At 68.1% G+C, this 24,432-nt stretch carries 18 protein-coding genes; 9 read left to right on the top strand and 9 right to left on the bottom strand.

The annotated features are described in order from the left end of the window. Window positions 1–15: 15 nt before the first annotated feature. Window positions 16–1,419 carry an aminotransferase-like domain-containing protein gene (locus Cte04_RS00090; protein ID WP_066469759.1) on the top strand — a complete coding sequence of 468 codons (1,404 nt, stop codon included), beginning with the start codon at window positions 16–18 and terminating at the stop codon, window positions 1,417–1,419. A gap of 27 nt (window positions 1,420–1,446) precedes the next feature. On the opposite strand, the gene prpF is transcribed toward Cte04_RS00090, so the two are convergent. From prpF to prpC, 4 genes are all read right to left on the bottom strand, one after another. After that, window positions 1,447–2,694 carry a 2-methylaconitate cis-trans isomerase PrpF gene (gene prpF, locus Cte04_RS00085; protein WP_066469757.1) on the bottom strand — a complete coding sequence of 416 codons (1,248 nt, stop codon included), beginning with the start codon at window positions 2,692–2,694 and terminating at the stop codon, window positions 1,447–1,449. Window positions 2,695–2,721: 27 nt separating this feature from the next. Continuing rightward, window positions 2,722–5,337, bottom strand: a complete 2,616-nt coding sequence (gene acnD / locus Cte04_RS00080) for a Fe/S-dependent 2-methylisocitrate dehydratase AcnD (protein WP_066469754.1) — start codon at window positions 5,335–5,337, stop codon at window positions 2,722–2,724. Window positions 5,338–5,418: 81 nt separating this feature from the next. Beyond that, window positions 5,419–6,393 (bottom strand): Bug family tripartite tricarboxylate transporter substrate binding protein, encoded by a 975-nt coding sequence (locus tag Cte04_RS00075; protein ID WP_066469749.1) that lies wholly within the window; start codon window positions 6,391–6,393, stop codon window positions 5,419–5,421. 231 nt (window positions 6,394–6,624) lie between these two features. After that, window positions 6,625–7,821 carry a bifunctional 2-methylcitrate synthase/citrate synthase gene (gene prpC, locus Cte04_RS00070; protein ID WP_066469747.1) on the bottom strand — a complete coding sequence of 399 codons (1,197 nt, stop codon included), beginning with the start codon at window positions 7,819–7,821 and terminating at the stop codon, window positions 6,625–6,627. A gap of 128 nt (window positions 7,822–7,949) precedes the next feature. On the opposite strand from prpC, the gene Cte04_RS00065 reads away from it, so the two are divergent. Next, window positions 7,950–9,428, top strand: a complete 1,479-nt coding sequence (locus Cte04_RS00065) for a short-chain fatty acyl-CoA regulator family protein (RefSeq protein ID WP_066469744.1) — start codon at window positions 7,950–7,952, stop codon at window positions 9,426–9,428. A 101-nt stretch (window positions 9,429–9,529) separates the two neighbouring features. Here Cte04_RS00065 and Cte04_RS00060 read toward each other — a convergent pair whose 3' ends face one another. Genes Cte04_RS00060 through Cte04_RS00050 form a run of 3 tightly spaced genes read right to left on the bottom strand, consistent with a single transcriptional unit; the run spans window position 9,530 to window position 13,281 of the window. After that, window positions 9,530–10,426: a polysaccharide deacetylase family protein gene (locus tag Cte04_RS00060; RefSeq protein ID WP_066469743.1), complete on the bottom strand. Its 897-nt coding sequence runs from the start codon at window positions 10,424–10,426 to the stop codon at window positions 9,530–9,532. A gap of 9 nt (window positions 10,427–10,435) precedes the next feature. Beyond that, a complete protein-coding gene (locus Cte04_RS00055) occupies window positions 10,436–10,795 on the bottom strand; it encodes a YnfA family protein (RefSeq protein ID WP_174522865.1) in 360 nt (119 codons plus the stop codon). After that, on the bottom strand, window positions 10,756–13,281 hold the full coding sequence (locus Cte04_RS00050; protein ID WP_066469737.1) for a putative bifunctional diguanylate cyclase/phosphodiesterase: 2,526 nt from the start codon (window positions 13,279–13,281) through the stop codon (window positions 10,756–10,758). Before Cte04_RS00050 ends, Cte04_RS00055 begins: the two co-directional genes overlap by 40 nt. A gap of 117 nt (window positions 13,282–13,398) precedes the next feature. On the opposite strand from Cte04_RS00050, the gene Cte04_RS00045 reads away from it, so the two are divergent. The 6 genes from Cte04_RS00045 to Cte04_RS00020 all read left to right on the top strand — a co-directional run bounded on the left by Cte04_RS00045 (window position 13,399) and on the right by Cte04_RS00020 (window position 22,702). Further along, window positions 13,399–13,695, top strand: coding sequence for a hypothetical protein (locus Cte04_RS00045; RefSeq protein ID WP_157081774.1), 297 nt, complete (start codon window positions 13,399–13,401; stop codon window positions 13,693–13,695). A 4-nt stretch (window positions 13,696–13,699) separates the two neighbouring features. Next, window positions 13,700–14,200 (top strand): flavodoxin family protein, encoded by a 501-nt coding sequence (locus tag Cte04_RS00040; protein WP_066471657.1) that lies wholly within the window; start codon window positions 13,700–13,702, stop codon window positions 14,198–14,200. Window positions 14,201–14,304: 104 nt separating this feature from the next. Next, entirely contained in the window at window positions 14,305–17,832 is a 3,528-nt protein-coding gene (smc, locus tag Cte04_RS00035) for a chromosome segregation protein SMC (protein ID WP_066469734.1), read from the top strand. Window positions 17,833–17,963: 131 nt separating this feature from the next. Continuing rightward, on the top strand, window positions 17,964–19,316 hold the full coding sequence (locus Cte04_RS00030; RefSeq protein ID WP_066469728.1) for a cell division protein FtsZ: 1,353 nt from the start codon (window positions 17,964–17,966) through the stop codon (window positions 19,314–19,316). 205 nt (window positions 19,317–19,521) lie between these two features. After that, complete coding sequence (gene ligA, locus Cte04_RS00025) at window positions 19,522–21,660, top strand: NAD-dependent DNA ligase LigA (RefSeq protein ID WP_066469717.1); 2,139 nt, start codon at window positions 19,522–19,524, stop codon at window positions 21,658–21,660. Between the two features lie 28 nt (window positions 21,661–21,688). Then, window positions 21,689–22,702, top strand: coding sequence for a patatin-like phospholipase family protein (locus tag Cte04_RS00020; RefSeq protein WP_066469714.1), 1,014 nt, complete (start codon window positions 21,689–21,691; stop codon window positions 22,700–22,702). A gap of 12 nt (window positions 22,703–22,714) precedes the next feature. On the opposite strand, the gene Cte04_RS00015 is transcribed toward Cte04_RS00020, so the two are convergent. Both Cte04_RS00015 and Cte04_RS00010 read right to left on the bottom strand, forming a co-directional pair. Then, window positions 22,715–23,332: an NUDIX hydrolase gene (locus tag Cte04_RS00015; RefSeq protein WP_083526408.1), complete on the bottom strand. Its 618-nt coding sequence runs from the start codon at window positions 23,330–23,332 to the stop codon at window positions 22,715–22,717. 131 nt (window positions 23,333–23,463) lie between these two features. Then, window positions 23,464–24,162 carry a fumarylacetoacetate hydrolase family protein gene (locus Cte04_RS00010; RefSeq protein ID WP_066469711.1) on the bottom strand — a complete coding sequence of 233 codons (699 nt, stop codon included), beginning with the start codon at window positions 24,160–24,162 and terminating at the stop codon, window positions 23,464–23,466. A 170-nt stretch (window positions 24,163–24,332) separates the two neighbouring features. On the opposite strand from Cte04_RS00010, the gene Cte04_RS21920 reads away from it, so the two are divergent. Further along, on the top strand, window positions 24,333–24,432 hold a 100-nt coding region (locus tag Cte04_RS21920), incomplete at its 3' end, for a glutathione S-transferase N-terminal domain-containing protein (RefSeq protein ID WP_245633270.1).

Below are 24,432 nucleotides of genomic sequence, written 5' to 3'. Positions count from 1 at the left end.
ACAGTGGAGAAGCGGATGCAGCGCAACGGCACCCGGATCGGCGCGGTGATGGACGAGGTGCGCGCAAGGATCGCGTCGCGCAGCTATGGGCCCGGTACAAGGCTGCCTTCCGTGCGCGCGCAGGCGCAGGCCATGAGGTTTTCGGTGTCCACCGTGCTGGAGGCCTACGAGCGGCTGGCCGCCGAAGGGGTGGTGACCTCCCGGCGTGGCGCGGGTTTTTACGTGGCGGGGCCGGCGGCTCCGCTGGCGCTGGCGCAGATCGGGCCCCAGCTCGACAGGCAGGTCGATCCGCTGTGGGTTTCGCGCCAGTCGCTGGAGACGGATGGCAGCGTGCTCAAGCCGGGCTGCGGCTGGCTGCCCGCGCAATGGCTGTATGAAGCCGGCATTCGCCGCGCGCTGCGCACGCTGGCACGAGGCGATGCGCTGGAGCTGGCCGAATACGCCACGCCGCTGGGCCATCCGGCACTGCGCCGGCTGCTCGCGCTGCGCATGCGGGCAAACGGCATGGCAGCCGACCCCGAACAACTGATGCTCACCGAATCGGGGACACAGGCGGTCGATCTGGTCTGCCGCTTTCTGCTGGAGCCGGGCGACACCGTGCTGGTCGACGATCCCTGCTACTTCAATTTCCATGCCTTGCTCAAGGCGCACCGCGTGCGCGTGGTGGGCGTGCCGTACACGCCTTCCGGGCCGGACGTGGAGCTGTTCCGGGCGGCCTTGCAGCAGCATTCGCCCCGGGTCTACATCACCAATTCAGGCATCCACAACCCGACGGGCGCGGTGCTTTCCGCGACGACGGCGCATCGGCTGCTCAAGCTTGCCGAAGGCTCGGGCCTGGTGATCGTCGAGGACGACATCTTCGCCGACTTCGAGCACAGCCCGGCCCCCAGGCTGGCGGCCCTGGACGGGCTCTCGCGGGTCATCCATGTCGGCAGCTTCTCCAAGACGGTTTCGGCCTCGCTGCGCTGCGGCTATATCGCCGCGCGGGCCGACTGGATCGAGAGCCTGGTCGATCTGAAGATCGCGACGGCCTTTGGCGGGGGGCGCCTGGCGGCCGAAATGGCGCGGATGGTATTGACCGAAAGCGGCTACCGCAAGCACATGGAAACCGTGCGGCTGCGGCTGGCCGATGCCATGGCCGCGACGGTGGCCAGGCTGGAGGCCATGGGCATCCAGCCCTGGATCGTTCCCCAGGCCGGCATGTTCCTCTGGTGCCGGCTGCCGCAGGGCATGAAGGCCGAGGCCGTCGCGCAGCTGTGCCTGAAGGACGGCGTGGTGCTGGCGCCGGGCAATGTCTTCAGCCAGTCCCAGAGTGCCGGCGACTTCCTGCGCTTCAATGTGGCGCAATGCGCTGACGGGCGGGTATTCGATGCGCTGGCACGGGCGCTTGCTGCCCTGGCGGCTGGCCGGTCCGGGTGAGCCGCGCCCCGGCTTCCGGCTGGAACCTTATTTGGCCGCGAGCACGTCGCCCGGCACGCGGATCCAGCCTTCCATCAGGATGCGCGCGCTGCGGCTCATCAGGGCCTTGGTGACCACCCATTCGCCCTGCACCAGCCGGGCTTCGGCACCCACGCGCAGCGTGCCGGATGGATGACCGAAGCGGACCGCATTGCGCTCGCCGCCGCCGGCGGCCAGATTCACCAGCGTTCCGGGGATGGCCGCCGCCGTGCCGATGGCCACGGCCGCCGTGCCCATCATGGCGTGGTGCAGCTTGCCCATGGACAGGGCGCGCACCACGAGGTCTATGTCCCGGGCCGCGATCTTCTTGCCGCTCGATGCCGTGTAGCTGGCGGGCGGCGCCACGAAGGCGATCTTGGGCGTGTGCTGGCGCGTGGCAGCTTCGGCCAGATCCTGGATCAGGCCCATACGCAGCGCACCATGGGCGCGGATGGTCTCGAATCGGGCCAGCGCCTCGGCGTCGCCGTTGATGGCATCCTGCAGCTCGCAGCCGGTGTAGCCCAGGTCCTTGGCGTTGAGGAAGATGGTGGGAATACCGGCATTGATCATGGTCGCCGCGAAGCTGCCCACGCCGGGGACATCCAGCCTGTCGACCAGGTTTCCCGTCGGAAAGATGCCTGCCCCCACGCTCGCCACCTTGGGGCGGCCCGGCGCTGGCGACTTCGCTCCCCCATCCTCGCCGTCGTCGGCCGGATCCAGGAATTCCAGCGGCACCTCGGCGGCCGGGAAGGTCACGCCGTCCAGCTCGAAGTCGCCCGTCTCCTGCACCTGGCCGCCGGCGATGGTGACGTGGTTGATGATGGTCTTGGCTATATTGGCCTGCCAGATGCGGATGGTGACCACGCCGTCCTGCGGAATGCGCTCGGCGGGGATCAGGCCCATGTGGATGGCGCAGGGGCCCACGGCGGACGAGAGATTGCCGCAGTTGCCGCTCCAGTCCACGAAGGGCTTGTCGATGGAGACCTGGCCGAACAGGTAGTCCACGTCATGGCCTTCGCGCGTGCTGGCGCTCAGGATGACGCCCTTGCTGGTGCTGGACGAGGCATTGCCCATGCCGTCGATCTGCTTGCCGTAGGGGTCGGGGCTGCCGAGGGTGCGCAAAAAGATGGCGTCGCGCACGGGGCCGGGCTGCCGGGCCGATTCGGGCAGGTCCTGCAGCTTGAAGAACACGCCTTTGCTGGTGCCGCCGCGCATATAGGTGGCCGGGATCTTGATTTGGGGAAGATGCGAAGTCATTTCAAAAAGAATAGCTGGTCGTGCTTTTCAAGCAAGCGCGTGCGCCTGATTTGACGCTAAAAAATCCTGGGCAAAGCGCTGGAGCACGCCGCCGGCATCGTAAATCGAGACTTCTTCCGCCGTATCCAGGCGGCAGATCACGGGCACCCTGGCGCTGGTGCCGTCGCGGCGGTGGATCACCAGCGCCAGTTCGGCGCGCGGCCGGCGTTCGCCGATCACGTCATAGGTCTCGGTCCCGTCCAGCCCCAGGGTCTTGCGGTCCGTGCCCGGCCTGAACTCCAGCGGCAGCACGCCCATGCCGATCAGGTTGGTGCGGTGGATGCGCTCGAAGCCTTCGGCGACGATGGCTTCCACGCCGGCCAGGCGCACGCCCTTGGCGGCCCAGTCGCGGCTGGAACCCTGGCCGTAGTCGGCGCCGGCAATGATGATCAGCGGCTGCTTGCGCTGCATATAGGTCTCGATGGCCTCCCACATGCGCATGACCCGGCCTTCGGGCTCGACGCGGGCCAGCGAGCCTTGCTTCACGCTGCCGTCGGCATTTCTCACCATCTCGTTGAACAGCGTGGGGTTGGCAAAGGTGGCGCGCTGGGCCGTGAGGTGGTCGCCGCGGTGCGTGGCGTAGGAGTTGAAATCCTCCTCGGGCAGGCCCATCCTGGCCAGGTATTCGCCCGCGGCGGAGTCCGGCAGGATGGCGTTGGACGGCGAGAGGTGGTCGGTGGTGATGTTGTCCGGCAGCAGGGCCAGGGGGCGCATGCCCTGGAGCGTGCGCTCTCCTGCCAGCGCGCCTTCTCCCTCGGTATCCCAATAGGGCGGGCGGCGGATATAGGTGGACTGGGGGCGCCAGCCGTACAGAGCAGGCGCGCTGGCGCCGCCGTCGGCCCGGATGGCGAACATGGGCTCGTACACGGCGCGGAACTGCCCGGGCTTCACGGACTGCTGCACCACGGCGTCGATTTCCGCGTCGCTGGGCCAGATGTCCCTGAGGCGGATTTCCCTGCCCGCATGGATGCCCAGGACATCGTTTTCGATGTCCAAGCGTATGGTGCCGGCAATCGCATAGGCCACGACCAGGGGCGGCGAGGCCAGGAAGGCCTGTTTGGCATACGGGTGGATGCGCCCGTCGAAGTTGCGGTTGCCCGAGAGCACGGCCGTGGTGTAGAGGCCGCGCTCCGTGATCTCCCGCTGGACGGCTGGCTCCAGCGCGCCGCTCATGCCGTTGCAGGTGGTGCAGGCAAAGGCCACGATGCCGAAGCCCAGCTTTTCCAGTTCGGCCTTCAGGCCGGCTTCGCGCAGGTACAGCTCCACGGCCTTGGAGCCGGGCGCGAGCGAGGTCTTGACCCAGGGCTTGCGCGCCAGGCCGAGGCGGTTGGCATTGCGCGCCAGCAGGCCGGCGGCGATGACGTTGCGCGGATTGCTGGTGTTGGTGCAGCTGGTGATGGCCGCGATGATGACGGCGCCGTCGGGCATGGCGCCGGGCGTCCGGACCCAGGGGCCGGCAATGCCCCGGGCCGCCAGCTCGCTGGTGGCCACACGCGCATGTGGGTTGGACGGCCCGGCCATGCTGCGCTCCACGCGGGAGAGGTCGAACGTCAGCGTGCGCTCGTATTCGGCCTGCTCCAGCGTATCGGCCCACAGCCCGGCCTGCCTGGCATAGGTTTCGACCAGCTGCACCTGGGCGCTGTCGCGGCCGGTGAGGCGAAGATAGTCGATGGTCTGTTCGTCGATGGCGAACATGGCGGCCGTGGCGCCGTATTCGGGCGCCATGTTGGAGATCGTGGCGCGGTCGCCGATGGTCAGGCTCCTGGCGCCTTCGCCATGGAATTCCAGATAGGCGCCCACCACCTTCTGCCGACGCAGGAACTGCGTGAGCGTGAGCACGATGTCGGTGGCCGTGATGCCGGCCTGGCGTTTGCCCGTGAGCCGCACCCCGACGATCTCGGGCAGGCGCATCCACGAGGCGCGGCCCAGCATCACGTTCTCGGCCTCCAGGCCGCCCACGCCCACGGCGATCACGCCCAGCGCATCGACATGGGGCGTGTGGCTGTCCGTGCCCACCAAGGTGTCGGGAAATGCTTCACCATTGATAGCGTGGATCACAGGGCTCATGCGCTCCAGATTGATCTGGTGCATGATGCCGTTGCCCGGCGGTATCACCTCCACGTTCCGGAAGGCGCGCTTGCACCAGGCTATGAAGTGGAACCGGTCCTCGTTGCGCCGGTCCTCGATGGCGCGGTTCTTGGCAAAGGCCTCGGGATCGTCGCCGCCGCATTCCACGGCCAGGGAGTGGTCGACGATGAGTTGCACGGGCACCACGGGGTTCACGGCGGCCGGATCGCCGCCCCGCGCCGCAATCGCGTCGCGCAGGCCGGCCAGGTCCACCAGCGCCGTCTGGCCCAGGATGTCGTGGCAGACCACGCGCGCCGGAAACCACGGAAAGTCGCGCTCGCGCCTGCGTTCCACGATCTGCGTGAGGCATTCGGCGAGCATGGCCGGGTCGCAGCGGCGCACCAGGTTCTCGGCATGGACGCGGGCCGTATAGGGCAGCGTGGCCCAGGCGCCGGGGCGGATGGCTTCGACGGCGGCCTGCGCGTCGTGGTAGTGGAACGGGGTGCCGGCGAGGGGCTTGCGATAGGGCGATGTCATGGTGTCGGAGCGGGTCGGAAAGGCGGGATCGGCAAGCCGATGCAGAGGCGGCGCGGACGATGGCCCGGCCGCCGTTGGAGCTTATTGGGCGCGTATGTTGTTGTCCTGGACGACCTTGCGGTAACGGGGTATCTCGGCCTTGATCAGCGCGCCGAACTGCTCGGGGCTGCCGCCGGCGGGCGATACGCCCGTGGGCTCGAGCTGGGCCACGAGGCCGGGTGCCTTGAGCCCCGCATCGAGCGCGCCGTTGAGCGCCTGCAGGATCCCGGGCGGCAGGCCGCGCGGCGCGATCAGGCCGTGCCAGGCCACCACGTCGTAGTCGGGCAGGCCACCGCTTTCGGCCACCGAAGGAATATCGGGATAGGCCGGCAGGCGCTGGGCCGTGGTCACGGCCAGGGCCTTGAGCTTGCCGGCCTTGACATGGGGCATCAGCGCCTCGGTGCCGGCCACCAGCATGTCCACGTTGCCGGCCAGCAGGTCGGTCACGGCCGGGCCCGTGCCTTTGTAGGGCACGTGCGTGGCCTTGACGCGGGCCATGCCGAACAGGTATTCGGTCACGATGTGCAGATGGCTGCCGTTGCCCGCCGAGGCAAAGGTCAGCCTGCCGGGGTCCTTGCGTGCATAGGCCAGCAGCTCGCGCAGGTTCGCCACGGGCAGCCTGGGATGGATGCAGGCCACGTAGGCGCCCCGGGACAGCTGCACCACGGGCGTCATGTCGGCCACGGGGTCGAAGCGCAGCGGATACAGCGCAGGGTTGACCGTGTAGCTGCCCGCGACCAGCAGCAGCGTGTGGCCGTCCGGCGGGGTGCGCAGCGCATACTCGGTGCCCAGCGTGCCGCCCGCGCCGGGCCGGTTTTCCACGTAGACGGGCTGGCCCAGGCGCTCGTTGAGCACACTGGCCGCCACGCGCGCGATGAAGTCCGAGCCGCCGCCCGGCGCGAACGGGCAGACGATCTTGATCGGCTTGGCCGGGAACTTATCCTGGGCCTGGGCGGCCCAGGGCAGGGCCAGCGAGGCCAGGCCCGCATTGAGCTGTCGACGGGAGAGATGCGCCATGGGTTGTGCTTCCGTGGGGGATGTCGGGGGAGCCTAAGCCGCAGCCCGTTGCCGTGTGGACAGCTGCCGGGGGCTTCAGGATCTGCGGGCCTATCAAAGCAATAGCTGTATACGCCCGGCCCGTCGGTATTTCAATGCGGAACTCCTCAGGCCTGTCGCCGACGCGGCTCGGTTCGGCGGCCCTCCGTCCACCGAGCCGGCAGCCGCCGGGCCCGGGCCGCGCGCCGGCGCTCAGGCCCGCTGCGCGATGGGCACGAAGGCCCGAGGGCCGGGACCCACATAGTGGGCGCTGGGGCGGATGATCTTGTTGTCCTGGCGCTGCTCGATGACGTGGGCCGCCCAGCCGCTGGTGCGCGCGATCACGAACAGCGGCGTGAACATGGCGGTTGGCACGCCCATCATGTGGTAGCTCACGGCGCTGAACCAGTCGAGGTTGGGGAACATGTTCCTGGCCTCCCGCATCACCGATTCCAGGCGCGCCGCGATGTCGTACATGCGGGTGTTGCCGGCTTGCTCCGACAGTCTCCGCGCCACGCCCTTGATGACCGCGTTGCGCGGATCGCTCACGGTGTAGACCGGATGGCCGAAGCCGATCACGACTTCCTTGGCCTCCACGCGGCGGCGGATGTCGGCCTCGGCTTCGTCGGGGCTGGCGTAGCGCTGCTGGATCTCGAAGGCCGCCTCGTTGGCGCCGCCATGCCTGGGGCCGCGCAGCGCGCCGATGGCGCCGGTGACGGCCGAGTACATGTCGCTGCCCGTGCCCGCCACCACGCGCGCCGCGAAGGTGGAGGCGTTGAATTCGTGTTCGGCATAGAGGTTGAGAGATGTGTGCATGGCGCGCACCCAGCTGGCGCCTGGCGCCTTGCCGTGCAGCAGGTGCAGGAAATGGCCGCCGATGGAGTCGTCCTCGGTCTCCACCGCGATGCGGCGCCCCGAGTTGCTGAAGTGGTACCAGTACAGCAGCAGGGAACCGAGCGAGGCCATGAGGCGGTCGGCGATGTCGCGGCTGCCGGCCAGGCTGTGGTCGTCCTTCTCGGGCAGGGCGCAGCCCAGGGCCGAGACGCCGGTGCGCATTACGTCCATGGGATGGCTGGCGGCGGGCAGTTGCTCCAGCGCCAGCTTCACGCTGTGCGGCAGGCCGCGCAAGGCTTTGAGCCTGGCCTTGTAGGCCTGGAGTTCGCCTTGCGTGGGCAGCTTGCCGTGCACCAGCAGATGGGCGATTTCCTCGAATTCGCAGGCCTCGGCAATGTCCTGGATGTCGTAGCCGCGGTAGCGCAGGTCGTTGCCGCTCCTGCCGACGGTGCACAGCGCCGTGTTGCCGGCCGCGACGCCGGACAGGGCCACGGATTTCTTGGGCTTGAAGCCCGGGGCCCGGGCCTGGACGTCGGCCGGGGCGCGGGGGGCGATGGGGACGGCAACCGTGTTCATGCAAAGCTCTCCTTGTGTGATACTTCGCAATCTACGCAATACATTGGCTCAATAAAAGAGCTGAATTGGCGAATTCTTGCGAAGACGATTTTTGCTTTTGCGAAGCTTGCGAATGAAAAGGAGAGGCCGTGGCCAAGACCTTCATGGGCGTGCGCCTGCGCAGCCTGCGCGCCGAGCGCGGCATGACCCAGGCGGCGCTGGCGCAGGCGCTGGGGCTGTCGCCCAGCTACCTGAACCAGATCGAACAGGACCAGCGCCCGCTGACGGTGCCCGTGCTGCTCAGGATCCACAAGGTGCTGGGCGTGGACATCCAGCAGTTCTCCGAGGACGAGCAAGCCCGGCTGCTGTCGCAACTGCGCGATGCGATGGCCGCCGCTGCGCAGCCCGACGGGCCCGTGCCCCTGCCGGAGCTGCGCGAGGTGGCGGCCAAGATGCCGCACCTGGCGCAGGCGCTGCTGGCCATGCACCGCCGCCACCAGGCGGATGTGGAGCGCATCGAGGCGCTCTCGGCCCGGCTGGGCGACGGGCGCGGGCTGTCCGGGGAGGGCGATGCCGCCGTTGCCGCCTGGAACCATGCCCCGCGCCAGATGCCCTTCGAGGCGGTACGCGATTTCTTCTTTGCCCACCGCAACCATTTCGATGTGCTGGATCGTGCGGCCGAGCGGCTGGCCCGGCAGGCGGGCGAGCAGGGCGGCAGCCTGCAGGAATGGCTGCAGCACCGACTGCAGGCGCGCCACAACGTGCTGGTGCGGCGTGCAGCCCATGATGCGGGCGATGCGCATGGCCACCGCCACTATGACCCGCAGACGCGCACCCTCTGCGTGGCGCCGCAGCTGCGGCCCGCGCAGCAGGCCTTCCAGCTGGCCACCCAGCTGGCGCTGCTGGAGTTCGATGCGCTGATCGACGCCGAGCTGCGGACCGCCGCCTGGCAGGACGATGCCACGCGGCGCCTGGCGCGCCTGGGCCTGGCCAACTATGTGGCGGGCGCCTTCGTCCTGCCCTATGGGCAGTTCCTGCAGGCCGCGGAAGGCCTGCAGTACGACATCGACCTGCTGGCGCGGCGCTTCGGCGTGGGCTTCGAGACGGTGTGCCACCGCCTGTCCACGCTGCAGCGTGCCGAGGCACCGGGCGTGCCGTTCTTCTTCATCCGCGTGGACCGGGCCGGCAACATCAGCAAGCGTCAGTCGGCCACGCATTTCCATTTCTCCAAGATCGGCGGTACCTGCCCGCTGTGGAACGTGTACGAGGCCTTTGCCCAGCCCGGGCGCATCGTGCCCCAGCTGGCCAGCATGCCCGACGGGCGCGTCTACCTATGGATCGCGCGGACGGTCAGCCACCAGGGCCACGGCTGGGGCGCGCCGGGCAAGACGTTTTCGATCGGCCTGGGCTGCGACGTGCAGCATGCTGCGCGGCTCGTGTATTCGCGCGGGCTGGACCTGCGCCACCTGGATGCGGCCACGCCCATCGGCATGGGCTGCAAGGTCTGCGAGCGCAGCGCCTGTCCGCAGCGGGCGTTTCCCTTCGTGGGCAAGCTCTTGCAGGTCAACGAGAACGAGAGCGGCTTTGTGCCCTATGGAGTAGCTCAGGTTTCCCGGGAAAGTGGCTGAAACGATAGCAGCCGCCGCTTGCCAATCAATATTTTCAAGAGAAAATTGAAATGAAATATCGATATGGCTTGCGCTGCAAGCTATCAAAAAAGATAAATGCCTCAAAGCCCCAGCGCATCGAACAGGTGCTTTTCATACTTTTCGCTCTCGGCTGGGTAGCGCAAGTTCGGCAGACCCTGTTTTCGGGCCAGCGACCAGACAATGCTCTCGCCCGCGGGCAGGGTGTCGGGCGCTTCCTGGTAGACGGCGTCGGCATAGGCTTCCTGCGGCGGGATGAGGGTCCAGCCCGCCTCGCGCAGCGCGGCGATCACGTCGTCCAGGAACATGGCGTTGATGGTGTTGGTGTGCAGCAGCAGCACATGGTCGATCTCGCGCCCCGTGGCCTGGCGCGCCAGCCGCGCGTAGTAGTCTGCGCGGTCCAGCAGATGGCGGATATAGGGCTGCCTGAAGACCTGTGGCGATTGGCCGGGGTGCTGCGCCATCCAGGCACGCAGGCGCTGGTCGTAGTACCAGTCGCTGGCATCGATGGAGACGGCGCCCGGGCCATAGCCATGGGCGCTCAGCCACTGGCGCACGCCGTCGCGTCGGGCCTCGGTATGGCCTTCCTTCAGATAGGGGAAGCGGTAGCGCCGGGTCCACGAGGGCAGGCGGGCAAGCAGGTCCTCGTTGCGTTCGATGTCGGACAGGTAGCGGTCCAGCGAGACCTGGTCCTGGTGGAGGTTGAGGTGGGAATAGCCGTGGTTACCCACCTGGTGGCCCTGCTCCAGCCATTGGCCCACCAGGTTCATGCCCTCCTGGCTGTCCACGCGCGCGCCGGCGGCAAACAGAATGCTCTTGACCTCGTTGTCCTTGAGCGCCTTGAGCAGCTGGTTGTTCAGCGCGCGTGCTTGGGGCAGCCTGTCCGGGTCGTAGCCGTCGTCAAAGCTCAAGGCCAGCCGCTGGGCCATGGACGCCAGCGGCAGGCACAGGGCCAGGGCGGCGATCAGGGGCTTGAACATGCTGCAGCCTCAGGCTCGGGGCGCAAAGGCGATCAGGCCCATGCCCAGCAGGCAGGTCAGCACGCCGGCCACGTCCCAGGCCGTGGGACGCACGCCGTCCACCAGCCACAGCCACGCCAGGGCCACGCCCACATAGACTCCGCCGTAGGCCGCATACACGCGTCCGGCCGCCGCCGGGTGCAGCGTCAGCAGCCAGGCAAACACCGCCAGGCTGGCGGCGGCGGGCAGCAGCAGCCAGGCGCTGCCGCCCTGCTTGAGCCACAGCCAGGGCAGGTAGCAGCCCGCGATCTCGGCCAGGGCCGTCAATACGTAAAGCAAAAAGGTCTTGATCACTGCGCAGCGTTCGGGTCCGGAAAAGCCAGGCTGCATTGTGCATGGCTGCGGGCCGGCGCCGCCAGGGCCAGCGTGCTGCCCCGGAGCACCAGCTCCTCGAACTGCGCCACGGGCACGGGCGCGCTCATCAGATAGCCCTGCCAGGCAAAGCAGCCTATGACCTCGAGGAACTGGCACTGGGCCTGGGTCTCCACGCCCTCGGCCATCACGCGCAGCCCCAGGCTGTTGGCCAGCGCGACGATGGTGCGTGCGATCGCGGCATCGTTGGGGTCGGTCAGCACGTCGTGCACAAAGCTGCGGTCGATCTTGAGCTGGTTCAGGGGCAGGCGCTTCAGATAGGCCAGCGAAGAATATCCGGTACCGAAATCGTCGAGCGAAAAGCCAATGCCGTGCACCTGCAGCTGGGCCATCTTGGCGATGGTGTTGTCCACGTCGCTGAGCAGCAGGCTCTCGGTCAGTTCGAGCTTGAGCAGGCGCGGATCGGCGCCATGCTCGGCCAATGCCCGCAGCACCTGCTGCACGAACTCGGGGCGGTAGAACTGCTTGGCGCTGACATTGATGGCCAGCGTGAGCTGGGCGAGCCGCGGATGCCGGGCCCAGGCGGCCAGCTGGCGGCAGGCCGCGTGCAGCACCCATTCGCCCAGCTCCACGATCAGTCCGGTTTCCTCGGCCAGCGCAATGAATTCGCCGGGCGAGACGAAGCCGCGGCGCGGATGACGCCAGCGCAGCAGGCCCTCGGCACCCACCACCTGGCCATGCTCCACCTGGGGCTGGTAGAACAGCTCGAACTGCCGCTGGGCCAGGCCGGTGCGCATTTCCTGCTCCAGCGACCGGCGCTCCTGCAGCGCGGCCTGCAGCGTCGGGTCGAAGAACTGCGCGGCATTGCGGCCTTGGTTCTTGGCCTGGTACATGGCCATTTCGGCACGGCGCAGCACTTCCTTGGCCGACAGCGGCTTGGCGGAGGCAGTCACCGGCTCGGCGCCGAACAGGCTCAGCCCCAGGCTGGCGGTGACCTGGCGCGGCGTGCCCGCCACGGTCAGTGGCTCGCGCACCAGCGCCAGCACGCGCTGGGCCTGCTTTTCCAGATAGGTGGCGGCGGCCACGGCATCCGCGCCCAGATCGTCGAGCACGATCACAAAGTCGTCGCCGCCCTGGCGGGCCACGGTCACGCCCGCACCCATGCGGTGGCCCAGGCGCTGGCTGAGCTCCTGGAGCAAGGCGTCGCCATGCTCCAGGCCCATGGTTTCGTTGAAGGCCTTGAAATTGTCGATGTCCAGCAGCAGCACGCCGCCCCAGTGCTGGCGCCGCTGGCAGCTGGACAGCGCCTGCTGCAGCCGGTCCATGAGCAGGCGCCGGTTGGGCAGCGCGGTGAGCGGATCGTAGAAGGCCAGGCGCCTGGCCTCGTCCTCGGCGGCCTTGCGCTGGCTCTGGTCCTGCAGCACCATGAGGCAGCCGTCGTCGAGCAGCACGCCGCTCATGCTCACGGTGCGGCGCGTGCCGTCGGCGCCGTGAAAGGACAGCTCCTGCGCGGCGATCGTGTAGGTATCGGGGGGCGGTGCGTCGCCGTTGTGCACCGTGACGGCCCTGGCCCTTACGCGCGCCTTGGCGTCTTCCCAGCGCAGCATGGCGCGCTTGCGCTGGGCTTCGTTGGCAAACACGCGGCTCCACCACTGCTGGCTGTGCGTATCGGGCGCCTGCGGATTGCCTGCAATGCGCAGGAATTCGTCGTTCCAGTAGGCGAAGCGGCCGTCGTTGCGCTCCATGACCAGGCCCACGGGCAGCCGCTGCATCAAGTGGCGCAGCTGCCGGTGGCCCTGCTGCTGTATCTGCTGCAGGCGCTTGCGCTCGCTGATGTCCTGCACCAGGGCCAGCAGCATGCGGGGGCGCTGGCCGACGACGGAGATGTTGACTTCCACCCAGACCGTCTGGCCGTCCTTGCGCAGCAGGCTGTGCTCGCCGTGGATGGCCTTGATCTGGCCGCTCACCAGGGCATGGAGCAACTGGGCGGAATGCTCGCGGTCCTCGGGGATGGAAAGGTCCAGCGCCTTGCGCTGGTGCAGCTCCTGCGCCGAGTAGCCGGACATGGCGCAGTAGCGCTGGTTGACGGCCATGATGCGCAGGCTGGCGGTGTCGACCTGCACCACGCCCAGCGCGGCCTGCTCGTACAGCGCCTGAAAGCGCGCATCGCTTTCGCGCCAGCCGCGCGTGGAGCGGCGCAGCCGGGCGAAGAAGGACGAGCGCCGGCGCCAGCGGCGCCAGGACCAGGCGAACACGGCCAGCCCCGACGCGGCCAGCGCCGTCAGAAGATAGGGCAGGGCGCGCTCCAGCCAGGTCAGGACGGGCCATTGCAGCAGGCCGATGCGCTCGCGTACAAGCACCTGCTTTTCGATCAGGCCGGCAGCGCCGGACGCCGCCAGATCCCCTGCCAGTGCCTGGCCAGGCCCCCAAGCCCAGGCCAGGGCCACTGCCGCGATCCATAGAAACCTGGCCATCCAGGGCTGGCCCAGTGCGAGAAAGGACATGAACGAATGTGTGCGATCAAACAGTAGGGCCCGAAGCCGCGTTGCCGGCCGGGCCGCCCAGATATTCCCGCCGCTCATCCATAGACCGTTCGAGCGGATGCCGCAGAGGACTGCATTGTGAAGGATATTTCCTACAAGCAGCAAACCGGCAAGACCGGCGGCAGCCGCCCTTGCTGCGGATGGCCGCGGTCCGCCGTCATCCGGATGGAGTCCGGACGGGCGCCACTTGCCGATACGGAAAATGCTTCAAAAACAGGAGCTGCGCCAGGCAATCATACGTATCTGAATGTGAATTTTGGTCAAACCACTTTCATCCAGTGGCCGGCGCTGCAAGTCTTGCAATTTTGTTTCATCCGTGCAACAGAGGCCGTGGCCTGCAGGCCTTCATGGATCGGTGCTGCGGGCCCACAATGAAGCCATGTCCGTAGCCAAGACCCTGCTCATCGTCTACCACTCCCTCACGGGCGGCACATTGCAGATGGCGCAAGCCGCTGCCGCCGGCGCCCGGGGCGAGGAAGGCGTGCAGGTGCGCCTCCTCGAAGCGCGGCAGGCCGGTCCCGAAGACCTGCTGGCCGCAGAAGGCTATGTCTTTGCCACACCGGAAAACCTGGCCGCCGTCAGCGGGCTGATGAAGGACTTCTTCGACCGCAGCTACTACGGCGCGCTGGACCGCATCAACGGCCGCCCCTATGCGGTGCTGGTCTGCGCTGGCAGCGACGGCTCCAATGCCGCACGGCAGATCGCGCGCATTGCCACCGGCTGGCGCCTGCAGCCCGTGGCCGAGCCGCTGATCGTCTGCACCCACGCGCAGACGCCCGAAGCCATTCTGGCGCCCAAGCAGATCGGGCCGGCCGAGCTGGAGCGCTGCCGGGAGCTGGGACAGGCCTTTGCCGCCGGGCTGGCGATGGGCGTGTTCTAGGCCGCTCCGGCCCGCCCCAAGGCCCGCCGAGGGCTATGGGCGCGTTATGATTCGGCCCGCCCTTTATCCCCGACTCCATACCGCCATAGACCGCCTCCGACACCGTGCGCCTGAACTCCATCAAGCTCTCCGGCTTCAAATCCTTTGCCGAGCCCACCAACTTCGTCCTGCCGGGCCAAATGGTCGGCGTGGTGGGCCCCAACGGTTGCGGCAAGTCCAACATCATGGACGCGGTGCGCTGGGTGCTGGGCGAATCCAAGGCCAGCGAGCTGCGCGGCGAGTCCATGCAGGACGTGATCTTCAACGGCACCACGCACCGAAAGCCCGCGAGCCGGGCCAGCGTGGAGCTGACCTTCGACAACAGCGACCACCGCGCGGGTGGCCAGTGGGGCCAGTTCGGTGAGATTGCCGTCAAGCGCGTTCTCACGCGCGAGGGCAACAGCAGCTATTTCATCAACAACCAGCCCGTGCGCCGCCGCGACGTGCAGGACGTGTTCCTGGGTACGGGCCTGGGGCCGCGTGCCTACGCCATCATCGGCCAGGGCACGATCAGCCGCATCATCGAGTCGCGCCCCGAGGAACTGCGCCTGTTCCTGGAAGAAGCCGCAGGCGTTTCCAAGTACAAGGAGCGTCGGCGCGAGACCGAGAACCGCCTCTCGGCCACGACCGAGAATCTCACGCGCGTGGAAGACATTCTGCGCGAGCTCAATGCCAACCTCGACAAGCTCGAGAAGCAGGCCGAGGTGGCGGCCCGGTACAACGACCTCCATGCCCAGGTCACGCTCAAGCAGCATCAGCTGTGGTACCTGAAGCGGGCCGAGGCCGAGGCCGAGCAGGACCGCGTGCGCGTCGAAGGCCTGAAAGTGGTCAACGAGCTCGAAGAGCGCATGGCCGACATCCGCAACAACGAAAGCGGACTCGAGACCCTGCGTCAGGCGCACTACGACGCCAGCGACAAGGTCAACCAGGCGCAGAGCAAGCTCTACGAGGCCACGGCCGAGGTGGGCAAGCTCGAGGCCGAGATCCGTTACGTGGTCGAAGGCCGCCAGCGCGTGCAGCAGCGCCTGCAGCAGCTGTCCGAGCAGATCCTGCTGTGGAGCAGCCGCAGCGAGGAAGCCCAGGCCGAGATCGAGAACATCGAGGGCGCCGGCATGGATGCCGAGGAACAGGCCGAGATGCTCGCCGCCCAGGTCGAGGAGCAGACCATGCGTCTGCCCGACCTGGAGGAAGCGCTGCGCGCCGCGCAGAAGGCCGATGCCGACCAGCGCAGCTCCGTGGTGCAGGTGCAGCAGCAGATCCAGGTGCTGGCCGCCGAGCAGCGCAGCCTGGACGAGCAGCGCCGCCAGTTCGAAAGCCGCTTCGAGCGCCTGCGCGCCGACCGCAATGCGCTGGAGACGCCCGACGAAGCGCGACTGGCCAATCTGCAGGCGCAGCTGGCCGAGGCGCAGGAACTGGCCGAGATGGCCGATGCCGTGCTCAACGAGCTGCAGGAGTCCGTGCCCCAGCTCGACGAGGACCGCCGCGCGCGCCAGTCAGCCGTCAACGAGGAAAGCAGCCGCCATGCGGACCTCTCCGCGCGCCTGGAGGCCCTCAAGGCCCTGCAGGAAAAGGTCAAGACCGACGGCAAGCTCCAGCCCTGGCTGGCCAAGCACGGCCTGGACGGCCTGCACGGGCTGTGGAGCCGCATTGCCATCGAGCCGGGTTGGGAGAATGCACTGGAAGCCGCCCTGCGCGAACGCCTGGGCGCGCTGGAAGTGGGGCGCCTGGACATGGTGCGCGGCTTTCTGGGTTCGGGCGGGCAGGATGCGCCGCCGGCCCGGCTGGCCTTCTTCAGCCCCCCCCAGGCCGCGGCGACGCCGGCAGCCGCGCGCTTTGCACGGTTGTCGGACCTGCTCAAGGTCGGCGATGCCGGCCTGCGCACCGTGCTGTCCGACTGGCTCACCGGCTGCTATACGGCCGCCACGCTGGACGAGGCGCTGGGCCGCCGTGCCGAGCTGCAGCCCGGCGAGGTGGTCTACGTGCCCACGGGCCATGCGGTCAGCGCCCACAGCGTCACCTTCTATGCCCAGGACTCCGAGCAGTCGGGCCTGCTGGCGCGCGCCCAGGAGATCGAGCACCTCGAAAAGGAGGTGCGGGCCCAGGCATTGATTGCTGAGGAATCGCGCTCGGCCCTGGTGCGCGCCGAAAGTGCCTATGCCGACGCCTCGCAGCGCCTGGTGGCGGCACGGCGCGAGGCTTCCGAGGCCCGCAGCCGCGCCCATGAGCTGCAGGTGGAGACCCTGCGCCTGTCGCAGCTGGCCGAGCAGGCCCGGGCGCGCAACGCCCAGATCGCGGCCGACCTGTCCGAGGTCGAGGCCCAGCTGTCCGATATCGAGGAGCGCCGCGTCGCGGCCGAGGCCCGCTTCGAGGAGCTGGACATGCAGCTGGCCGACAGCCAGGAGCGCCATGCCCAGCTGGGCGACAGGGTGCTTGAAGCCGAGCGGCGCCTCAACGAATCGCGCGAGCAGCTGCGCAGCCTGGAGCGCCAGGCCCAGGAAGCGACGTTCTCGCAGCGCAGCCTGCATGCGCGCCGCGCCGAGCTGTCCCGCACCATCGAGACGGCCAGCCAGCAGGCGCGTTCGCTGGCCGAGGAACAGCAGCGTGCGCAGGAGGAGCTTTCACGCCTGACCGATGCAGCGGCCCAGGGCGGCCTGCAGGACGCGCTGGACCTGAAGATGCAGCGCGAGAAGGAAGTCGCCGAGCGCCGCAGCGAATACGACGACCTGACCAACAAGCTGCGCGCCAGCGACGAGCGCCGCCAATCGCTCGAAAAGGCGCTGGACCCGCTGCGCCAGCGCATCACCGAATTCCAGCTCAAGGAGCAGGCCGCGCGCCTGGGCCTGGAGCAGTACAGCAACCTGCTGGCCGAGGCCAATGCCGACCTTGCGGCCGTGGCCCAGTCCATTGCGGAGGGCAATGTGCGCATGCACGGCCTGCAGGGCGAGATCGACCGCCTGCACCGCGAGATCCAGGCCCTGGGTGCGGTGAACCTTGCGGCGCTCGACGAACTGACGCTGGCGCGCGAGCGCAAGACCTTCCTCGACGCCCAGATGGACGACCTGACCAAGGCCATGAACACGCTGGAAGATGCCATCCGCAAGATCGACGCCGAGACGCGTGAACTGCTGTCGGGCACTTTCGATACCGTGAACCGCCATTTCGGCCGCATGTTCCCCGAACTGTTCGGTGGCGGCCAGGCCAAGCTGGTGATCACGGGCGATGAAATCCTGGACGCCGGCGTGCAGGTGATTGCCCAGCCGCCCGGCAAGAAGAACCAGACCATCCATCTGCTCTCGGGCGGCGAGAAGGCGCTCACGGCGATTGCGCTGGTGTTCGCCATCTTCCAGCTCAACCCGGCACCGTTCTGTCTGCTCGACGAGGTGGACGCGCCGCTGGACGATGCCAATACCGAGCGCTATGCCAAGCTGGTGCACAGCATGAGCAAGGGCACGCAGTTCCTGTTCATCAGCCACAACAAGATCGCCATGGAAATGGCCGGGCAGCTGATCGGCGTGACCATGCAGGAGCAGGGTGTTTCACGAATTGTTGCGGTGGATATGGAGTCTGCCCTGTCCATGGCTGAGCTATCCTGAGCCTGTTTCCACTTCCGAGGACTTGCGCGAACCCAGATGCACGCAGCCTTCTTCACCGGCATGGGAATCCCGCCCGGGCCTGTTTTGCGTAAGTCCTGTCCCCTTCGACCGTTCACATACCGCTTTCTTACATGAGTACCCTGCAAATCAGTCTGGCCGTCCTGGGCGTTGTGCTTCTGGCCCTGATCGTTGCCTACAACTCTTGGTCGGCCCGCCGCAATGCGCCCAGGCGCGCGGATCCCGAGGCGCAGGGCGTGCAAGGTGATCCCCTGCGCAACGAGCCCGGCATGGACACGGTGGGGCACGGCCCCGATCTCACGCACAGCCTGCGCGAGCCGGTGCTGGGCGACTTCGGCAAGGCCGTTCCCGGCGCCGAACCGCTGCATGTGCCCGAGGCCGCTGGCCGCTTTGCCGAGGCCGATGCCGAGCTGGCACGGATCGTGGCGCAGGAAGCCTATGAGGAGCAGCAGCGCCAGGCTGCGCTGGAGGCCGCCCGCCAGCAGGCCGCCGCGCCGGCAGCTGCGGCAGCGGTGCCACAGCCGGCCGCCAAGCCTGCGCAACCCCAGGCCGAAGCCGAAGGCGCGGCGGAGCGCGCGCCCGTGGAGCCCGTGCTGACCGAGGCGCCGCTGGCCGCGCCCGCCGCGGCTGCCGCAGTGGAGCGCCGCAGCCAGCTGGACGCGCTGATCGATGCCATCGCTCCCATACAGGTGGCGCAGCCCGTGCCCGGCGAAGTGGCCATCCAGGCGCTGCCCAGCACGCGCCGTGCGGGCAACAAGCCGTTCGCCATCGAAGGCATGAACCAGCAGACCCGCCAGTGGGAGCCGCTGCAGGCCGGCCAGCGCTATATCGCCTTCCAGGCCGGCGTGCAGCTGGCCAACCGCACGGGCGCGCTCAACGAGATCGAGTTTTCCGAATTCGTGGCCAAGGTGCAGCGCTTTGCCGATGCCCTGGGCGTGGTGCCCGACATGCCCGACATGCTGCATGAAGTGGCGCGTGCCCGCGAGCTGGACCAGTTCGCCAGCGAGCACGATGCCCAGCTGTCCTTCATGCTGCGCGCGCGCCAGGCTTCCTGGAGCGCAGGCTACGTGCAGCAGAACGCCGGCCGCCTGGGCTTTGTCGCCAGCGCCATGCCGGGACGCATGGCGCTGTCCTCGCCCACGCCGGGCATGCCGCCGGTGCTGCTGCTGCACTACGACCCGCAGGCAGCCCTGGCCGACGACCTGGACCAGTCCGTGGTCCGCGAAATCCTGCTGAGCCTGGATGTGGCTCAGGTGCCGCGCGGCGAGCAGCCGTTTGCCCAGCTGCGCCAGATTGCCGAACAGCTGTGCCAGACCATGGATGGCGTGCTGTGCGACCAGAACGGCTACCTGCTGCCGGTTTCGGCGCTGGACCCGATCCAGCATGACCTGGAGCTGCTGTACGACAAGCTCGACAGCCGGGAGCTGTCGGCCGGCTCCCTGCTGGCCCGCAGGCTGTTCAGCTGAGGGACGACACCTGCCGGGCGGCTTCGTGCCTTTCCCAGGAAGAGGGGGCGGCGGCCCGAACGGAGGGCGGCTCTTGCCGCCCGCCCGTGCCGGGGCCGGGTGCGCTTCAGGCTCCCTGGAAGATGCGGATACCATGGGCAGCTGACACCAATAATCAAGGGCCAACGATGTTGGCCTTTTTCATCGCCATTACCCTGGCCAGAGCATGACCGAAAATTTTGACCTTTTTTCCGCTGAAACGCCCAAGCAGAGAGCGCAGGCCGCTCCTGAAAAAGTGGCGGCCAAGGTGCAGGAGCTGCGGGCCCGGCTCAACCGGTGGGCGCATGAATACTATGTGCTCGATGCGCCCACCGTGCCCGATGGCGAATACGACCGGGTCTTTCAGCAGCTGCAGGCGCTCGAAGGCGCCTATCCCGCGCTGGTCACGCCCGACTCGCCCACGCAGCGCGTGATCGGCGCCGTGCTCGAGGGCCTGGCGCCCGTGCGCCATGCAGTCCCCATGCTCAGCATCCGCACCGAGACCGACAACGAAGCCACGGGCGCCCAGGCCTTCGATGCGCGCGTGCGCCGCGAGCTGGAACTGCCCGAATCGGCACCGCCCGTGGAATATGTGGCCGAGCCCAAGTTCGACGGCCTGGCCATGAATCTGCGCTATGAAGACGGCGTGCTGGTGCAGGCCACGACGCGCGGCAACGGGGAGGTGGGCGAGGATGTGACGCACAACATCCGCACCATCCGCCGCATCCCGCTGTCCCTGCCGCGCGACCAGGGCGTGCCTGCGGTGGTCGAAGTGCGCGGCGAGGTCTACATGGGCCGAGCCGATCTGGCCAGGCTCAACGAGCGCCAGCAGGCCGCCGGCGCCAAGACCTTTGCGAATCCGCGCAATGCCGCTGCGGGCTCGGTGCGCCAGCTGGATTCGAATATCGCGGCCCAGCGGCCGCTGTCGTTCTTTGCCTACGGCCTGGGCGAGATCACGCCGCCCGCGCAGGGCGGGCCGGATTTCGGCACCCATTACGCCATGCTGCAGACGCTCAGGTCCTGGGGCTTTCCGGTGGCGCCGCAGGTATGCATCGCCCATGGGGCCGACGAGCTGGTGGCCTTCCATGAGCGCATGGGCGCCGAGCGTGCCAGCCTGCCGTACGAGATCGACGGCGTGGTCTACAAGGTCAACAGCCTGGCGCTGCAGCGCCGTCTCGGCTTCGTGACGCGCGAGCCGCGCTGGGCCGTGGCCCACAAGTACCCGGCCGAGGAAATGCCCACGCTGATGGAAGGCATCGACGTGCAGGTGGGCCGCACCGGCAAGCTCACGCCCGTGGCGCGGCTGGCGCCCGTGGCGGTGGGCGGCGTCATCGTCACCAATGCCACGCTGCACAATCTGTTCGAGATCCGCAAGAAGGGCGTGCGCGTGGGCGACACGGTGGTCGTGCGCCGCGCCGGCGATGTGATTCCCGAAGTCGTGCGGCGTGTCGTGACATCGCCCTCGGCCCAGGGTGATGGCGCGGCCGCGCCGCGCCAGCCGTATGTGCCCAATTTCCGCATGCCCAGGGCCTGCCCCATCTGCGGCAGCGAGGTGGTGCGCGAAAAAGGCGAGGCCAACCACCGCTGCACGGGCGGCCTGTTCTGCGGCGCCCAGCGCAAGGAAGCCATCTTGCACTTCGCCCAGCGCCGTGCCATGGATATCGAAGGCCTGGGCGAGAAGCTGGTCGACCAGCTGGTGGACGGCCAGGTCATCAAGGTGCTGCCCGACCTGTACCGCCTGGGCCTGACGGCGCTCGCCGCGTTGGACCGCATGGCCGAGAAGTCGGCGCAGAACGTGCTGGATGCGTTGGAAAAATCCAAGTCCACCACCTTGCCGCGCTTTCTGTTCGGCCTGGGCATACGCCATGTGGGCGAAGCCACGGCCAAGGATCTGGCGCGCCATTTCGGCACGCTGGACGCCATCATGGATGCCGGCGTGGAGCAGCTGCTGCAGGTCAACGATGTCGGTCCCGTGGTGGCCGACAGCATCCACACCTTCTTTGCCCAGCCCCATAACCGCGAGGTGGTCGAGCAGTTGCGTGCCTGCGGCGTGCACTGGGAGGAGGGGGCGCCGGCCGAGAAGGCGCCCCAGGTGCTGGCCGGCCTGACCGTGGTGCTGACCGGCACGCTGCCCACGCTGAGCCGCGATGCCGCCAAGGAAATGCTGGAGGCTGCGGGCGCCAAGGTCTCGGGCTCGGTGAGCAAGAAGACCAGCTACGTGGTGGCCGGTGCCGAGGCAGGCAGCAAGCTGGCCAAGGCGCAGGAGCTGGGCGTGACCGTGCTCGACGAGGACGGCATGCTGGCCCTGCTCAAGGGGCAGCCATGAAGCCGGGTGTGACAGAGGGGGGCGCACCATGGCGCTGACGCCGCGCAAACCCGTCCTCGGGCTGGCATTGGGCAGCGGCTCGGCGCGCGGCTGGGCCCATTTCGGCGTGCTGCGTGCATTGAAGGAAGCCGGCATCCAGCCCGATATCGTCTGCGGCTCCTCCATCGGTGCGCTGGTGGGCGCCTCCTATGCGGCGGGCGAGATGGAGCGCTTCGAGGAATGGGTGCTCAGCCTGGGCGTGCGCAAGGTCTTCGGCTTCATGGACTTCAATATCGCGGGCGGCATGCTCAAGGGCGAAAAGCTCATCGCGTTCTGGCGCAGCCATTTCGTCGATTCCGCGCTGGAGGACCTGGCCATTCCGTTCGCGGCCGTGGCCACCGACCTGCATTCGGGCGCCGAAGTCTGGCTGCGCAAGGGCTCGATCGCCGATGCCGTGCGCGCCTCCATTGCCTTGCCGGGCCTGTTCACGCCGGTCTACCGCGAGGGGCGGCTGCTGGTGGACGGCGGCATCGTGAACCCCGTGCCGGCCTCGCTGGCGCGGGCCATGGGCGCCGACATCGTGATTGCCGTGGACCTGAATGCCGACATCATGCGCCGGCACATGCTGCCGCTGGATGCGCCGCCCGGAGCCGCGGACGCCGGCCGCGATACCGGGCCAGGCGATGAGGATGCGGGCCCGGTCGAGCAGCAGGAACTGCCGCTGGACGACAGCAACCAGGGCCAGGGCTGGATGCAGCGGCTGCAAAGCAGCGTCAAGGGGGCGGCCGCCTGGCAAGGCGTGGCGGCCTGGCGGCAGGGGCGGGCGAACGAACCCAGGCCGCCGCCGGTGCCCTCGCTGCTCGACGTGGTCATGACCAGCGTGAACATCATGCAGATGCGCATCACGCGCAGCCGCATGGCGGGAGACCCGCCCGAACTGGTGATCGCGCCGCGTCTGTCGCACATGGGGTTGCTGGACTTTCACCGTGCGCGCGAAGCCATCGATGAAGGCTATGCGGCGGCGCAGGCCGCCCTGCCCGCGCTCAACAGCTGGCGGCTTTGAGGCCGCCTGCGCTCAGCCGGCCTGGCCGGCCGCATCGACCGGAGCATGGCCCGGCTGCAGCCTGGGCTCGTGCCACAGGTCCACGGTGTGTACCGTGCCCTTGTCCAGGCTGCCGCTGGCGCGGTCGGCCAGATAGCGCTCCAGCGTGACGCGCACGGTGCGGAAGGCAATTTCCTGCCATGGAATCTCGTGCTCGGCAAACAGTCGGGCCTCCATGGTTTCGGGGCCGGGGTGGCATTGCTCGCTGCGCAGGCGTGCCAGATAGAACAGGTGCACCTGGCCGACCTGGGGCACGCTGATCAGCGAGAACAGCCGGCCCAGCTCGATATCAGCGCCGGCCTCTTCATCGGTCTCGCGCTGCGCGCCCTGCGAGGCGGTTTCGTTGAGCTCCATGAAGCCCGCGGGCAGCGTCCACAGGCCGCGGCGCGGCTCGATATTGCGCTTGCACAGCAGAATGCGCCCGTCGTCGGCCACGGGCAGGGTGCCCACCACGTTGAGCGGATTCTCGTAATGGATGGTGTTGCATTGCGAGCAGACGGCACGCTCGCGCGTATCCCCATCATCGGGAAGGCGGTAGACGACGGCGGTGCCGCAATTGCGGCAGAACTTGATGGGGCTGCGGAACATCATGCCGTGACTATAAGCAAAACAGCCCGCAGGCGCTGGCTTGGCATGCGCTGCGGGCTATGAAAAAGAGAGTTGACCTGCCGCCGGCGTGGCCGCCTTCCCCAGTAAGAAGGACGGCTCCCCGCCTGCGGGAGTCACACGATCTTGATGCGCAGGGGCTCCAGGCCGCTGACCTGGGCTTCGAGGGTGTCTCCGCTCACCACGGCGGCCACACCTTCGGGGGTGCCGGTCATGATGAGGTCGCCGGGCTGCAGCTCCCAGGCAGCCGACAGGTGCTCGATGGTCTCGGCGATGTTCCAGATCAGCTTGTGGATGTGGCTGCTCTGGCGCACCGTGCCGTTGACCTGCAGCGAGATGGCGGCCTGGCCGATGTCCCCGGCCTGCTGGGCGGGCGTGATCGGACCGATGGGGGCCGATTGCTCGAAGGCCTTGCCGATGCACCAGGGCCGGCCCTGTTTCTTCATGTCGTTTTGCAGGTCGCGGCGCGTCATGTCCAGGCCCACGGCGTAGCCGTAAATGTATTGCAGCGCATCGGCGGCCTTGATGTTCTTGCCGGCCTTGCCGATGGCCACCACCAGTTCCACCTCGTGGTGCAGGTTCTGGGTCAGCGTGGGGTAGGCCACCTGTCCGGTTTCGCCTGCGGGCACGGCAACCACGGCATCGGCGGGCTTGAGGAAGAAGAACGGAGGTTCGCGGCCGGTGAAGCCCATCTCCTTGGCGTGATCCTCGTAGTTTCGGCCCACGCAGTAGATGCGGTGGATGGGAAAGCGCTCGCCACGCCCGACCACGGGCACGCTGACGACAGCAGGGGGATTGAACACGTAACCGCTCATGAAAACCTCAGCAAAAAAGCATGCCGGGACCGCCTCCGGCCCGGCTGACGGGCTGCGCCATGTATGTGACGCGGCAAGCAGTGTGCCATGGGACTTGCACCGTGCAGATCTGCAAATATACGGATGCTGCGCCATCGGCGATTCGCGCCGTGCAGTTATGCTGTCTCGCCATGAAGCTCCACACCTATTTCCGCTCCTCGGCCTCCTACCGTGTGCGCATTGCACTGCAGCTCAAGGGGCTGCCCTATGAATACCTGCCCGTGCACCTGG

It is taken from the genome of Comamonas terrae, assembly GCF_001544075.1.
GTDB classification, from domain to species: Bacteria; Pseudomonadota; Gammaproteobacteria; order Burkholderiales; family Burkholderiaceae_C; genus Comamonas; species Comamonas terrae.
This window is presented reverse-complemented; position numbering and strand designations above follow the sequence as displayed.